At 69.5% G+C, this 14260-nt stretch carries 14 protein-coding genes; 4 read left to right on the top strand and 10 right to left on the bottom strand.

All coding sequences use genetic code 11. The annotated features are described in order from the left end of the window. Nucleotides 1-97: 97 nt before the first annotated feature. The 4 genes from ACFSJG_RS09845 to ACFSJG_RS09830 form a co-directional block, all read right to left on the bottom strand. Nucleotides 98-1384, bottom strand: coding sequence for an RNA polymerase sigma factor (locus ACFSJG_RS09845; RefSeq protein WP_378485016.1), 1287 nt, complete (start codon nucleotides 1382-1384; stop codon nucleotides 98-100). Between the two features lie 4 nt (nucleotides 1385-1388). After that, the gene (locus tag ACFSJG_RS09840; RefSeq protein WP_378485015.1) at nucleotides 1389-1811 is read right to left on the bottom strand and encodes a YciI family protein; all 423 of its coding nucleotides are present in this window, start codon (nucleotides 1809-1811) and stop codon (nucleotides 1389-1391) included. A gap of 107 nt (nucleotides 1812-1918) precedes the next feature. Beyond that, nucleotides 1919-2197 carry a hypothetical protein gene (locus ACFSJG_RS09835; RefSeq protein ID WP_378485014.1) on the bottom strand — a complete coding sequence of 93 codons (279 nt, stop codon included), beginning with the start codon at nucleotides 2195-2197 and terminating at the stop codon, nucleotides 1919-1921. Between the two features lie 52 nt (nucleotides 2198-2249). After that, nucleotides 2250-3746, bottom strand: a complete 1497-nt coding sequence (locus ACFSJG_RS09830; protein ID WP_378485013.1) for an acetyl-CoA acetyltransferase — start codon at nucleotides 3744-3746, stop codon at nucleotides 2250-2252. 105 nt (nucleotides 3747-3851) lie between these two features. On the opposite strand from ACFSJG_RS09830, the gene ACFSJG_RS09825 reads away from it, so the two are divergent. Next, nucleotides 3852-4550 (top strand): SDR family NAD(P)-dependent oxidoreductase, encoded by a 699-nt coding sequence (locus ACFSJG_RS09825; RefSeq protein WP_378485012.1) that lies wholly within the window; start codon nucleotides 3852-3854, stop codon nucleotides 4548-4550. Nucleotides 4551-4557: 7 nt separating this feature from the next. Here the strand turns inward: ACFSJG_RS09825 and ACFSJG_RS09820 are convergent, their stop codons facing one another. From ACFSJG_RS09820 to ACFSJG_RS09795, 6 genes are all read right to left on the bottom strand, one after another. Continuing rightward, on the bottom strand, nucleotides 4558-4992 hold the full coding sequence (locus tag ACFSJG_RS09820; RefSeq protein WP_378485011.1) for an HIT family protein: 435 nt from the start codon (nucleotides 4990-4992) through the stop codon (nucleotides 4558-4560). 36 nt (nucleotides 4993-5028) lie between these two features. Then, entirely contained in the window at nucleotides 5029-6582 is a 1554-nt protein-coding gene (locus ACFSJG_RS09815; protein WP_378485010.1) for an MFS transporter, read from the bottom strand. Nucleotides 6583-6675: 93 nt separating this feature from the next. After that, on the bottom strand, nucleotides 6676-7668 hold the full coding sequence (locus ACFSJG_RS09810; RefSeq protein WP_378485009.1) for an ABC transporter substrate-binding protein: 993 nt from the start codon (nucleotides 7666-7668) through the stop codon (nucleotides 6676-6678). A 47-nt stretch (nucleotides 7669-7715) separates the two neighbouring features. Further along, nucleotides 7716-8585 (bottom strand): ABC transporter ATP-binding protein, encoded by an 870-nt coding sequence (locus ACFSJG_RS09805; RefSeq protein ID WP_378485008.1) that lies wholly within the window; start codon nucleotides 8583-8585, stop codon nucleotides 7716-7718. Next, entirely contained in the window at nucleotides 8582-9673 is a 1092-nt protein-coding gene (locus ACFSJG_RS09800) for a FecCD family ABC transporter permease (RefSeq protein WP_378485007.1), read from the bottom strand. Before ACFSJG_RS09800 ends, ACFSJG_RS09805 begins: the two co-directional genes overlap by 4 nt. Further along, on the bottom strand, nucleotides 9670-10725 hold the full coding sequence (locus ACFSJG_RS09795; protein ID WP_378485006.1) for a FecCD family ABC transporter permease: 1056 nt from the start codon (nucleotides 10723-10725) through the stop codon (nucleotides 9670-9672). Before ACFSJG_RS09795 ends, ACFSJG_RS09800 begins: the two co-directional genes overlap by 4 nt. 210 nt (nucleotides 10726-10935) lie before the next feature. Between ACFSJG_RS09795 and ACFSJG_RS09790 the strand changes: the two genes are divergently transcribed. From ACFSJG_RS09790 to ACFSJG_RS09780, 3 genes are all read left to right on the top strand, one after another. Then, entirely contained in the window at nucleotides 10936-11895 is a 960-nt protein-coding gene (locus tag ACFSJG_RS09790) for a DUF808 domain-containing protein (protein ID WP_378485005.1), read from the top strand. Nucleotides 11896-12031: 136 nt separating this feature from the next. Then, on the top strand, nucleotides 12032-12982 hold the full coding sequence (locus ACFSJG_RS09785; protein WP_378485004.1) for an STM4015 family protein: 951 nt from the start codon (nucleotides 12032-12034) through the stop codon (nucleotides 12980-12982). Between the two features lie 181 nt (nucleotides 12983-13163). Then, entirely contained in the window at nucleotides 13164-14237 is a 1074-nt protein-coding gene (locus ACFSJG_RS09780; protein WP_378485003.1) for an STM4014 family protein, read from the top strand. Nucleotides 14238-14260: the final 23 nt, after the last annotated feature.

The raw sequence follows: 14260 nt of genomic DNA, 5'->3' as shown, positions 1-14260 counted from the left end.
ACCATCGGGGAACCACCGTGTTCGTTCGCCGCGGAATCGATGAATGTTGATGTCAGAGTGTCGAGTTCGTCAGCGCCACATCATGACGGGTGACTGCTCACCGGAGCTCTGCGGCCCGGTCCAGGAGCAGCCTGCGTTCGCGGTCGTTGCCGGTGAGACGGGCCGCGGCCTCGAACTCGGCGCGCGCCTCGTCCGTGCGGCCGAGCCGGGACAGCAGCTCCCCGCGGGTCGCGGGCAGGAAGCGGTATCCGGCGAGTGCGCCCCCGGCGGCGAGGCCGTCGACGATCTCCAATGCTGCGGCCGGACCGTCCGCCATCGCGACCGCGGCGGCCCGGTTGAGCTCGACCACCGGCGACGGCGCGAGCCGGCCCAGTGCCTCGTACAGCACGACGATGCGGTCCCAGTCGGTGTCGTCGACGGATGGTGCGAGGTCGTGGCATTCGGCGATAGCGGCCTGCAGCGCGTACGCGCCGCGGCCGCGGCCGAGTTCGTCGGAACGGGCGAGGGCAGACCGGCCGCGCACGATCGCGGCGCGATCCCACCGCCGCCGATCCTGATCCGCCAGGAGCACCGGGTCGCCCTGGGCGTCGATGCGCGCCGGGAACCGGGCCGCGGTCAGCTCCATCAACGCCAGCAGCCCGTGCACCTCCGGTTCGTCGGGCACCAGCTGCGCGAGGACACGGCCGAGCCGCAGTGCCTCGCGGGACAGGTCCGGACGCATCCAGTCGTCACCGGCGCTCGCCGAATGTCCTTCGTTGAACACGAGATACAGGACGCCGAGCACCGCGCCGAGGCGTTCGGTGAACTCCTCCCGCCCGGGCACGGCGAACGGTACCTTCGCCGCACCGAGCGTCTTCTTGGCTCGCACGATCCGCTGCTGCACCGTCGACGTCGGCACCAGGAACGCCCGCGCGATCTCCTCGCTCGACAGACCGCCGACCACCTTGAGGGTCAACGCGACCCGCGCCTCCCGCGACAGCACCGGATGGCAGGCGACGAACACCAACCGGAGTACGTCGTCGTCGATCCGGTCCGGATCCCACGGCAACTCCGATTCGTCGGTGGCGCGGCGTTCCTCGGCTTCGAGGTCGTGGGCGATCACGGCCATCCGGTCGTCGTAGCGTTCCCGGCGGCGCCAGCCGTCGATGGCCTTGCGTTTGGCGACGGAGGTCAGCCAGGCCCCGGGGTTCGACGGGACGCCGGTCTGCGGCCACTGGGCGAGTGCGTCGGCGAGTGCTTCCTGGGCGAGGTCCTCGGCGAGGGCGAAGTCGCCGACGGTGCGGGTGAGCGTTGCGACGATCCGCGCGGACTCGATGCGCCACACCGCCGCAACGGAGCGCCGCGCGGACTCGATCTCGTCCGCGCGGCGCTCGGTCGGTGGCACGTGGTCAGCCCTTCTTGGCCTCGGCCTCTTCACGCCAGCCCACTTCTTTCTGGATCCACTCGTTGTCCTGGGGGAAGTCCTCGGGCCCGGTCACGCGCCGGACCTCCAGCTTCGAGCCGGGGCCGAGCGGGGCGCGCTTCGCCCATTCGGCCGCCTCCTCCTTGGACGCGACCTCCAGCAGCCAGAAACCGTTGAACAGTTCCTTGGTCTCCCCGTACGGCCCGTCCGTCACGAGCGGGGTGTCGCTGGAGAAGTCGACGACGAATCCCTCCTCCGCATCGGACAGGCCGTCGCCGCCGACGAGGACGCCTGCCTTGATCATGGACTCGTTGTACCGGCCCATGTCCTCGATGACCTGCTCGAACGGGATGCTCTTCGACGCCTCGATCGCCTCGTCGGTTGCGCGCATGATCAGCATGTACTTCATGGTTCGCTCCTTCGTCCGGGTCGCGTTCCGACCCTCTCATTCAGCACGTCGAACGGAAAGCGGGCGGATCGACATCGACCCGGAATTATTTTTCCGAAGGCGCGGCGTCAGAGGTAGACAACGCTCCCGAACAGGGACAACTGGACGATTTCGTCGGCGAGATCGCCGTCGACGTCGTGCGGACGGAACTCCGGATTCCGGCTCAGGAAGTCCGCGACGGCCACGCTCGCGTGGTCGAGGTCGATCGGGTGGCGCACCCCACCGGGCTCGACGATGGTCGCGCTCCGCTCGCCGTCCCAGTCCTCCACCTTCGCCCAGTGCGCGATGCCGCCCCCTTCGATGGCCTCGAGCAACACACGCTGGGTCACCGCATCCGTGGACGTCACGGCCGAACCATACCGAGGGCAGGCCCGGGAGCCGGGGCGATTCGCCCGAAGATCAGAGTTCGGCGACGGCGACGGCCCCGCTGCCGCGCACGTCCACCCGGACCCGGCGTCCGACCACCTCGCGCGGCGCACCCGGCGAGTAGACGGACAGCGCGACGGCGCTCTCCGCGTCACCGTGCTCGGTCTGCGCGGCGACCCGCGCTCCGGATTCGGTGCGGGCCACGAGAAACGCCTGCTGCGGGGCGCCGCTCCGGCCGTACTCCACGGTCGCCGCCTCCACGGTCAGCGTGGTTCCGGCCATCGGGGCGACCGGGGTCTCGGTGCCTGCAATCCGCAGCGGCTCGGGGTCGCCCACGAATCCCCGCGGGCCGGGATTGCGGGACAGCACCGTGCAGTGCTGGTAGGTGAGGTAGCCGCCGTTGGCGTGGACGAGTGCCAGGTCGTCGGTGCCGCCCGTCGACAGCCTGCGGTAGACAGCGGCGAGCGAATGCACCGAGTAGCTGTTCAGGGGACCGCCGAACGAGGAATGACCGCCGGTCACGCTCGGGACGGCCCCCTCCGGTAGTGCCAGATGCTCGGCGACCAGCTTGGGTACGACCGGGAAGCAGCTGTAGACGTCGATCACGTCCAGGTCGGCGGTGGTGATCCCCGACGCGGCGAGCGTCGCGTCGAGCGCGGCGGCGAGTGCCCGCGACCGGTCGAACCCCGGCCGCGTGAGGACGTCGGGGTCGTCCTCCGCGCCCGCGCCGCCCCAGATGTGGACGATGCGGTCGTCGTGGACGCCGAGGGAACGCGCCGTGTCGAGATCGGTGAGAACCAGAGCGGCGGCCTGGTCGACGAACGGCATCGCGTTCATCGACAGCCGGTACGGTTCGCACACCATCCGGTTGCCGTCGGTGACCGTCAGGACCGTCGCGGGGTCGATCGGATTCGGCAACCATGCAACGGGATTCGTGGCTGCCACGGTCGACAATGCGGAATAGAGTGCCGCCGATTCCCGATCCGCCTGCTCGACGGTCAGTCCGCGCCGGTTCCGCAGTCCGGCCTCGTACAACGGGTAGACGCGGGACGGGGCGATCAGTCCCGCGGCCTGCATCGCCGGCGACCCGAGCTGATCGGGATCGAAGGCGGGCGGCCCGCCGGGCGCGGCGGACCATCCCCAGTCCGGCACCGGATCGACACCCGACTTCATCGCCCTGGTCGTGGACGCCTGCGCCTCGCACCCGGCCACGACCTCCACGGTGCTCTGCCCCGTCGCGATCCGCTGCGCGGCGGCGTCGAGCAACCGGGTGGGCCAGTGTCCGCCGACCGGCGCGTTGAACACGTGCCGTGGGCGGACACCGAGATCCTGCGCGAGCAGTGACGCGAGGTCGTCGTGGCGCCAGCTGGCGGTGTTCGTCATCGAGATGCCGTCCACGCCGTCGGGCAGGTCGAGACCCTTGAGCGCCCGACGCGCGGCCTCCACGACGAGGCTGCGCGGCTCGGTGCCGGTGCCGCTCCCCCGAACCTCGCCGACGCCGATCAGGACCGGAACCTTCGCGCCGCTCACGCATCCCCCTACTTCTCGCTGCACCGACCCAGGCGGTGTCGTGGTCGCAACGGTAGAGCGGTTGAGCGCTACCGGTCCGAGTGGGTCGGGTGATACACACGATCCATGACCAAGACTGCACTCGTCACCGGTGGAACCGGTGGACTCGGATCCGCGGTGACGACCACGCTCCTCGATGCCGGATGGCGTGTCGTGGTCCCGTGGATAGCCGAAGCCGAACTGTCCCGCCTCGACGCCCACCCGCGTCTCGAACTCGTCCAGGCCGACCTCTTCGACCCGGACAGCGTCGCCGAGGTGGCGCGGATCGCGGGCAGTGACCCCGAGGCCCCGCTCGCCGGTGTCGCGAACCTCGTCGGCGGATTCGCGATGGGAGGCAAGGTCCACGAGACCCCGATCGACGACTTCGACAAGCTGATGCGCCTGAACCTGCGTCCGCTGTACCTGACCACGCAGGCCGCACTTCCCTATCTCGTCGACGCCGGGGGCGGCTCGGTCGTCGCGGTGTCCGCGAAGTCCGCGTTCTCCCCGTTCTCCGGTGCCAGCGCGTACATCACGTCGAAGGCGGCGGTGTGGGCGTTCGTCAGCGCACTCGCTGTCGAGTACGCCGACGCCGGGATCCGCGTCAACGCACTGCTGCCGTCGGTGATCGACACCCCGGGCAACCGCGAGTCGCAGCCGGATTCGTCGCGGAAGAACTGGGTGAGCCCGGCCGACATCGCGCAGGTCGTCTCCTACCTGTTCAGCGACGCCTCCGCCGCCGTCACGGGCGCGCAGATCCCGGTGCCCGGCGTCAACCGCGGCTGACCGGCGGTCACGACGCGGCGTCCGGCCCGCCGAGCGCGGCGCGGATCGCGGCGGCCGTCGCCGCAGGTTCGGTACTGCGACGCAGCAGCAGACCGGTCGCGAACCGCAGGCGGTCGCCGTGCCGGCGGGGCACCACGTGCAGGTGCACGTGCGCGACGGTCTGGAACGCCGCCGGACCGTCGTTGAGCATCAGGTTCGCGCCGTCCGCGGCGAGGTCGCTGCGCCGCAGTGCGAGCACCAGTCGGTGCCCCAGCCGGAACATTCGCGCCCCGGCCTCCGGGTCGAGGTCCCCGAGTTCGGCGGCATGCGTCTTCGGCACGACGAGGGTGTGTCCCCGCGTGATCGGGCGGGAGTCCAGGAACGCGAGCAGGTCGTCGTCCTCGTACACCCGCTCCGCCGGTGCCTCGCCGCGCATGATCGCGCAGAAGATGCAGGTGCTCACCACGACACCGTAATCAGATCCGGCCGGATCCAGGCATCAGTCGTTGACGAACGCCGGTTCGTCCGTGGTCTCGGGCGTGCGGCGACGCCGCGGGGCGTACACGGCGGCGACGCCCGCTGCGACGATCACGATCACCCCCAGAACGTGTGCCGCGTCGCTCATTCCGTCCATGAACGCGCTGCGAGCGAAGTCCGCCAGTTGTTCGCCCTGCGGGCCCGCGAGTTTCGAGACCTCGAGTGCGGCGGCGAGCGACGACCCGACCGGCTCCTTCGCCGCGTCGGGCAGCGCCTCGACGGCCGGTGCGATCGAGTGTCCGTAGGTGGCGGCCAGCAGACTGCCCGCGAGGGCGATGCCGACCGCGGCGCCGATCTCGCGAGTGGCGTCGTTGACGGCCGATGCGACACCCTGCTGCTCGTCGGGAGTGTTGTCGACGATCGCGGTGGTCGCGGGTGCCGCGCACAGACCGAGACCGGTGCTGAACACCAGCAGGGTCAGGGCGGCGGTCAGGTAGCCGTCCTCGGCGTCCAGGAAGGACAGGGCGAACAGTCCCACACCGGACAGCGCGAGACCCGTGAACGTCAGCCAGCGCAGTCCGACACGAGGAAGCAGCCACGGGATGGCGATCGTCGCCGCCAGCAGCGGCAGGGCCATCGGCGCCAGCGCCAGGCCGGACTGCAGCGGGCTGTACCCGAGCACGAGCTGCGTGTACTGGGAGATCAGGAAGAACAGCGCGAAGGTTGCCAGGAACTGGAAGGCGATCGACGTCGCGCCCGCCCCGAAGGCACGATTGCGGAACAGGTTCATGTCCAGCAGCGGCGCGTCACGCCGTAGTTCGACGAGAACGAAGGCGACCGCACAGACCGATCCGGCCAGGATCGCCGTCAGTGCGAGCGGGTCGGTCCAACCCCGGATCGGTGCCTCGAGCATGCCGAGGACGAACAGCCCGACGGCGACAACGGCCAGCAGCGCACCCGGGATGTCGAACGGTGGCGGAGACTGCTCGCGAGACGGCGGTACCGTCCACGACAGGACGAAGAGGACCACCGCGACCGCGGCGAAGGCCACGAAGATCGACTGCCACGACCACTTCTCCAGCAGCAATCCCGAGCCGATCAGACCACCGATGCCTCCGACCGCGACGATGCTCGACCAGATCGTCACGGCCCGGGTGCGATGCTCGGCCGGGAACGTCGCGGTGACCAGCGACAGGGTCGCCGGCATGACGAGCGCCGCCCCCACACCGGCGAGTGCGCGCATCCCGATCAGCCACTGGGGGCTGTCCAGCCAGATCGGAGCCGCCGACGACACCGCGACCACCGCCAGGCCGATGAGCAGGACGCCGCGCCGTCCGTAGCGGTCGCCGAGCGCGCCGGCGGGAAGCAGCAACGCCGCCAGGCAGAGGGTGTATCCGTCGACGATCCACGTCAGCTCGTTCTGCGTGGCACCGGTCTCGACCGCCATCACCGGCAATGCCGTGTTCAGCGCGGCCGCGGCGCCCACGACCATCGCCACCGCCGAACACACCACCGCGAGCGTCCACACCTCCCGCGCGGACATGCGGGTACTGCCCGACTGCAGCTGCTCGGTCATCCGTGGCCTCCCCTGGCGGCAAACGAGACCGCCAGTATCGTTTCTCGGCTGGGGTTCCACAAGACCGGTCAACGGACGGGCACTGCAGAACGGCTACTGCACCTTCGACGCCGCGGTGGCGAGCATCGGGGTGAGTCCGTCGAGCGCGAACCGCAGCGACTCCGGAGTACCGGCGGACATGGCCTGTGCGATCGGGTCGTCCTCCCCCAGCTCGATCGCCCGACCGTCCCGCGTCACCGCGAGGGAGTTGATCAGCGGGTCGTTCTGCAGATCGGCCAACGGCATCCCGATCGTGGAGAACACGGCGACCTGGGCGTCCAGCGCGGTCACCTTCTCCACCGGAACCGAGGCGAAGAAGCCCTGCGTCTGTAGGTCGCTCACGGGTGGGTACTCGACGAAGCCGAGTTCGGCGATGGTGTCGAACCGGGCGTCGCCAGGCAGGTAGGCGCCGTAGGCGGTGCCGAACTTGGCGCCCCACACGAACGTCTTCCCGGCGAACTGAGGGTTCTGCGCCCGGAGTGTCGCCTGCAGGTCGGTGGTCTCGGTGATCTGCTGCTCGCCCTCCGCGGACTTGCCGAGTGCGTTGGCGATGAGCTGGGTCTGCACCTGCCAGTTGATCGCGTAGTCGGGGGTGCCCTCCGGTGCGGTGACGACCGGGGCGATCTCCTTGAGGCTGTCGGTGACCTTCGAGTCCGCCTTGGACCGTACGTTCAGAATGAGGTCGGGGTCGAATTCCTTGATCTGCTGGTAGTTGAAGTCACCGGCGCTGGCCGGCGGGATCAGTACCGGTGTGGTGTCCCCGAATTCGTCGGTGGCCCATTCCCCGACACCGTTCGTCGCCTCACCGAAGGACATCCAGTCGTAGATGGCGATGGGCGGGACACCGAGACTCGCGGCGATCTCGCCGTCGGACCAACCGAGCGCGACGACCCGTGGATTCTCGGGCAGGCTCAGGTCGGGGGTTTCCGACGGATCGGAGTACACGGCGTTCTCGGTGGTGTCCGACTGGACGCAGCCGGTGGCGGCGAACGCGAGGGCTGCGGCCAACCCGAGCACGCCGAGCAGTCGCGGGGTCGAGGGGGTCATCGGTTTCTCCTCATCTCTCATCGTGCCTGGCGGTCGTGCCTGTCGATTCAGCTGCGGGTGCGACGCAGGGAGGCGGTGTCGCCGGGGACTTGATCGAAGGACACGGCACCGGCGCCGAGCGGAATCACCAGCGGGGTGTTCGACTCCGGGTCGTCGATGATGCGAGCCCGCACCCCGAAGGTGCGCTCGACCATGTCCGCGGTGATCACCTCGGCCGGCGGGCCCTGCGCGACGATCTCGCCCGAGTGCATGGCGATGATGTGCGAGGCGTACCTCGCTGCCTGGTTCAGGTCGTGCAGGACCGCGACGAGAGTGGTACCGCTCCGGTTCAGGGTGCTGCACAGTTCGAGCACCTCGATCTGGTGGGCGAGGTCGAGATAAGTGGTGGGTTCGTCCAGTAGCAGGATCGGCGTCTGCTGCGCAAGGGCCATCGCGATCCAGACCCGCTGCCGCTGGCCACCGGACAGCGCCTGCACCTTTCGCCGTGACAGATCGGTGAGCCGGGTGACCTGGAGCGCGAAATCGACGGCGGCCTGGTCGGCGTCGGTCCATTGCCGGAACATCGTCTGGTACGGGAACCGACCGCGAGAAACCAGGTCGATGATCGTGATGCCCTCGGGGGCGAGCGACTGCTGCGGCAGCAGACCGACCTGCCGGGCGAACTCCTTGCCGCCGAACTCCTTCACGTCCTTGTCGTCGAGGACGACGGCGCCGCGATGGGGTGCCAGCAATCGGGACAGAGCCCGGAGCAGGGTGGACTTGCCGCACGCGTTGGGTCCGACGATGACAGTGAACGATCCGTCGGGGATCACCACGTCGAGGTCGTCGAGGATGGGGTTCTGGTCGTACCCGATCTCCAGTCCGCGGCCGACGAGCCGGCCCGCCGGCCCGTCCCGTTCGGGATGATCGGTCGTCATGGCGTCGCCTTTCGTGACTGTGCGATGAGGAGCCCCAACAGGTAGATGCCGCCGACGGACGTCGTGACCACACCGACGGGGAGTTGCACCTCGGGCGCGAGGATCGTCCGGGCGATCGCATCGCAGCTGACCAGCAATACGGCCCCGACGGCGGCGGACGTGACGAGCGGGATTCCCGGCCCAGGGGAGATCCGGGCGGCCAGCTGCGGGGCGACGAGTGCCACGAACGCGATCGGACCGGCGACGGCCGTGATGATCGCCGCGAATCCGACCCCGAGAATCAGCAGCACCAGCCGCGTGCGGGCGACGTCGACACCCTTGCTCTCCGCCGAGTCCGCACCGAGCTCGAACATCCGCATCCGCGGTGCGACGACGGTGAGGAACGGCACCAGCACGATCACGCCGACGATCACCGGCACGGTGTCGGACATGCGGATGTCGTGCAGGTCGCCCATCCCCCACGCCGCCGCCGAGGCCGCGTTCTGCACGTTCGCCGTCGCGACGAGGTAGCCGTTGAACGCGACGAGCATGGCGTTGACTCCGATGCCGACAACGACGAATCGGTAGCTGCCGGTGCCGTTCTTCATGCCGAGCTGGTACACCACGAACGCCGTGACCAGTGACGCGACGAGTGCTCCCATCGTCGCACCGGTGTAGTCGAGGTCCAGGACCAGCATCGCGATCAGTGCGCCCGTGTAGGCGCCGGTGGTGAATCCGATGATGTCGGGGCTGCCGAGCGGGTTGCGGGTAACGGTCTGGAAGATCGCCCCGGACAGTGCGAGCGCCGCGCCGCCGACCACCGCCAGGAGCACCGCGGGCAACGCGGCGGCGACGAGATCGGCGGGCGCGCCCGAGGTCTGGCCCGCGAGAACCGAGAGGGTCTCGCCGAACCCGAGCCGGGGGCGGTCGGTGGTGCTGACGCCGAGTGACCAGACACCCACGGCAAGGGCGACGAGGACGAGCACCACCGCGATCACGACGGCTTTGACGTCCACCTTGAGGCTGAACCGCCGAGTGCGGACGAATCTGACGCGGCTGGGCCACGGCGCGGTGGGCACGGGGTCGGTCCCGTTCTCCTGAAGGGTCATTCGTCGACGCCCCGCTGACGTCGAACGAGCGCGATCAGCACAGGCGCTCCGATGAAAGCGGTGACCATGCCGACGGGCAGTTCGCTCGGGGTCGCGACCCGGGCAACGAGGTCGGAGGCGACCATGACGACGGGGCCGACCACCACACACATCGGCAGCAGCCACCGATTGTCGGGCCCGAACAGGATCCGAACGACATGCGGCACCATCAGGCCGACGAACGTGATCGGGCCGAGCGCCGCAGTGGCGGCACCGCACAGGACGGTGACCAGCACGAAACCGGCCAGTCGGACGCGGCGCACCGGAATGCCGAGTGCCTGGGCGCGGTCGTCGCCGAGTGCCAGTCCGTTGAGGTAGGGAATCAGGATCATCGAGGCGAGTGCGGCGGCGAGAATCGGTGTCCACACCACGGACACCTCGGCCCACCCCCGGCCGTCGAGGGTTCCGACCTGCCAGGACCGGATCATGTCGAACGACTTCGGGTTGATCATGGTGAGCCCGAAGCCGATTCCGCTGAAGATCGAGCCCGCGGCGACACCGGTCAGAACCAGCTTCTCGGGGGCTGCGCCGCTGATGCCACGGGACCCGACGACATACACAAGCGTCGCCGCCAAGAACGCCCCGATCATCGCGGCGGCCATGTAGCCGCCCGTGCCGCTCACCCCGAACGCGACGGCCGCGACCACCATCGCGAAGTAGGCGCCCGCGTTGACGCCGAGGATGCCCGGGTCTGCGAGCGGGTTGCGGGTCAGTCCCTGCATGATCGCGCCTGCCGCGCCGAGCGCCACGCCGACCAGGACGGCGAGCAGGGTCCGGGGGACGCGGTTGTTGCGAATCACCTCGAGAGTGGTGGGCTCTCCGATACCGAACAGTGCGTTCCAGGCGTCGGTGACCGTGTAGTCACCCGAGCCGACGAAGAACCCGAGGAAGGTGAGGCCGACGGCGACCACGAGCAGCACAAGAAGGAGGCCGAGACGCGACAGTGCCCCGATCCGCTCGCCGGGCGTCGACGGCGCCCGGCGAGCGGAAGGATCAGCGGTGTCGACACTCACGTGCACCACCCGTCTCGGGACCTGGGCCAGTTGCCACTATAGGGCAGGCTCACCTCACACACCGGTCGAGAAGCGGGCGCTGCCCGCGCGCCCCACAGGGCCGGTTCGGTACCGTTCGGAGACATCGAGGCGGCCCTGCCGCCGCATCGTCAGGACCCGCGACCTGCGTGGCGGGCCCGGCTCCGTACATCCGAACTTGGGGAGGTTCCCGTGGCTGGTGGTCTCGTCGCCCTGCTGGACGACGTTGCTGCGATCGCGAAGGTGGCGGCTGCGTCCATCGACGACATCGGGGCCGCGGCGGGCAAGGCCAGCATCAAGGCGGCGGGTGTGGTCGTCGACGACACCGCCGTCACTCCCCGCTACGTGCACGGGTTCACCCCCGATCGGGAACTACCGATCATCCGCAAGATCGCGATCGGGTCGATCCGCAACAAACTCCTGATCATCCTGCCGGTGGCGATGATCCTGAGCCAGTTCCTCCCCGCGGCGCTACCGTACCTCCTGATCGCCGGTGGCCTCTTCCTCTGCTACGAGGGCGCCGAGAAGGTCTACGAAGCCCTGGGCGGCGGTCACCACGACGCCCACGGCGACGAGCCCGCCGCCGAGCGCGGACCGGAGTTCGAGAAGTCGATGATCTCGGGCGCGATCCGCACCGACCTCATCCTGTCCGCCGAGATCATGGTCATCTCGCTGTCGTCGGTCGAGGACGAGCCGTTCGTCACCCGACTGCTGGTGCTCGTCGTGGTCGCGTTCCTCATCACCGCGCTCGTGTACGGCGTGGTGGCGCTGATCGTGAAGATGGACGACGTCGGCCTCTCACTGGCACAGCGCAAGTCCGCGTTCAGTCAGCGCGTCGGGCGCGGGCTGGTCGCCGCGATGCCGAAGGTGATGTCGTTCCTCACCGTGGTCGGGATCGCCGCGATGCTGTGGGTCGGCGGGCACATCCTGCTCGTGAACGTCGGCGAGGCCGGATTCCACTGGCCCGCAGACGTACTCCACGACGTCGAGCACTGGGCGGGCGACCTCGTGTCGGGCGGCTTCGGCGGGTTCCTGTCGTGGACCGCCGGCACCGTCACCTCCGCCGTCGTCGGTCTCGTCCTCGGCGCGATCGTCGTGCTGGTCATGCACCTGGTCCCGAAGCGGAAGAAGAAGGGCGCCGAGGCGCACTGATCCCCGTGGAGCTCGGGAAATCACTGTGAATACTGTCTGACAACGGGTTTCACGACACCGGAACAGTGCGCCCGGACTTCCTGTCACCGCAGTCGGGCATACTGCCCAGCGACCCCATCGAGACCAGGAGCGCACGGTGATCAGCGAGTTGCAGAACGAGTTCCACGACCTTCCCGTCGTCGAGTTTCCCACCGACGACGCCACCCCGACGCCGAACCCCGAGAGCCCGGTCGCGTGGCGGGTCTCCGCCGAGTCGTACGACGCTCCCGCGGAATGGCCCGAGGTGTTCGCGAAGTTCCGCGCCGCAGTCGATCCCGCGACCGTGCAGGCCATCGTCGTCGGCACCTGGTCGGACCCGTACGAGAAGAGTTCGGCGCACGTCGTGGAGGCCCTGGTCGCCGCTGCGGACGAGTTCCCGAACCTCCGGTCGATCTTCCTCGGCGACATGACCTTCGAGGACTGCGAGATCTCCTGGATCGTGCAGTCCGACGTCACGCCGCTGCTCACCGCCTTTCCCCGGCTCGAGCACCTGAAGGTCCGCGGCGGCACCCAGCTGGGACTGGCGCCGGTCCGGCACGAGAACCTGCGCAGCCTGGTCGTCGAGTCGGGCGGCCTCCCGAACGACGTGGTGTGGGCGGCGGCCGGCTCGGACCTGCCCGCGCTGACACACCTGGAGCTGTGGCTCGGCACCGAGAACTACGGTGCCAACTCCACCGTGGAAGACCTCGCTCCGATCTTCGGTGGCGCGAAGCTGCCCGCGCTGACCAGCCTCGCGCTGTCCAACAGCGACTACCAGGACGCCATCGCAGAGGCCGTCGCAACGGCTCCGATCGTGCCGCAGCTGCGCGCTCTCGACCTCTCCAAGGGTGTGCTGACCGACGACGGCGCCGGGTCGCTGCTCGCGGGACAGTCGCTCACCCACCTCGGCTCGCTCGATCTGCACCACAACTACCTGAGTTCGGCAATGCAGGAACGCTTCCGGGCGGCGCTCGAACCAGCCGGCGTGGAACTGAACCTGGACCCCGAGGACGCCGACGAGGACGACTACGACGGCACCGTCTACCGATCGGTCGCGGTCGGCGAATGACCCTCCCCCGCTTGGGGCATGTCTCCCAATCCCCTTGTCGGCATCCCTGGCGTTCAATCGCCGCCCCGCTGCGTTGTCGTCGGCGCCGATACAACCCCGGTATCGGCTTCTCCTCAGCCTTGCCGGACAACGATTGAGGCGCCAGGTGCATCCGAGAGGGATCGGGCGACACGCCCTAGCTGTGGTGGGCAATCCGGAGAACCGCCGCGTCACGCTGTTCCTCGACGCCGCAGCCCGCCGCGGCGTGCCCACCCCGCGGGTGGTGCCGTGGCAGCAGGTCCTCACCGAGGGCGGGGCCGCGTTCGACCCCGACGAGGTCGTGCGCCTCGACTCCCCCGGCGAGAACGCGTCCGTCGACGCACTGCTGCGCGGCCCTGGCGATGCGACCCGCATCGCCGGGGGCCCGCGCTGGTACGCGTCGCTGCTCGCGGCGGTCACGTCGCTGCGCGGCGGTCGTCTGCTGACGCATCCGGACGACCTGGCAGCATTGTTCGACAAACGCGTGTGCCACGGAATGCTCGCGAAACACGCTATTCCAGTGCCCTTGTCACCCACCTCGGGAGGCACCTCGCTCGAGCCGCGGAGCTGGGACGACATCCGCGAGGTCACCCGGAGCGCGGGGCTGCGGCGCTTCTTCCTCAAGCCGGCACACGGATCGTCCGCTGCCGGGGTGATCGCAGTCGAGACCGCACCCGGAGGCCGGGTGCAGGCACGCAGCAGCATCGAGATCGCGGCGGACGGCGTCCACAACTCGCTCCGTGTCCGCCGCGTCACCGGCGAGGACGACGTCGCCGCCGTCGTCGATGCCGTCGCCGGTGAGGGGCTACACGTCGAGGCGTGGCAACCGAAACCCGTCATCGGGGGGCACGCCGCCGACCTGCGGGTGGTGGTGGTCGCCGGACGGGCGACCCATGCAGTGCTCCGCACCAGCACCCACCCCATGACGAACCTGCACCTGGGCGGGCGCCGCGGCGACCTCGCCATCGCTCAACGCGCATTCGACAACAGCGGATTCGGCTGGGAGAGAGCGCTGTCAGTCGCGGAGCGGGCGGCCGCCGTGTTCCCACGCACCCTGTGCGTCGGGGTGGACCTGCTACCCGCCGCCGGCTGGCGCAGCGCCACGGTCGGGGAGGTCAACGCCTTCGGTGACCTGTTGCCGGGACTCACCGGACTGCCCGGGCGGGCCGCGGGTCACGACACCTACGAGGCACAGCTCGCCGCCCTCGACGAATGGACGGACCGTGCCGCAGCCTGACCACACGAGCATCGAAGAACCGA

Origin of the sequence: Rhodococcus gannanensis, assembly GCF_042681175.1 — a bacterium.
Lineage (GTDB): Bacteria > Actinomycetota > Actinomycetes > Mycobacteriales > Mycobacteriaceae > Rhodococcus_G > Rhodococcus_G gannanensis.
Note: the sequence above shows the minus strand (reverse complement) of the source record. Positions and strands in the feature narration are given on the sequence as shown.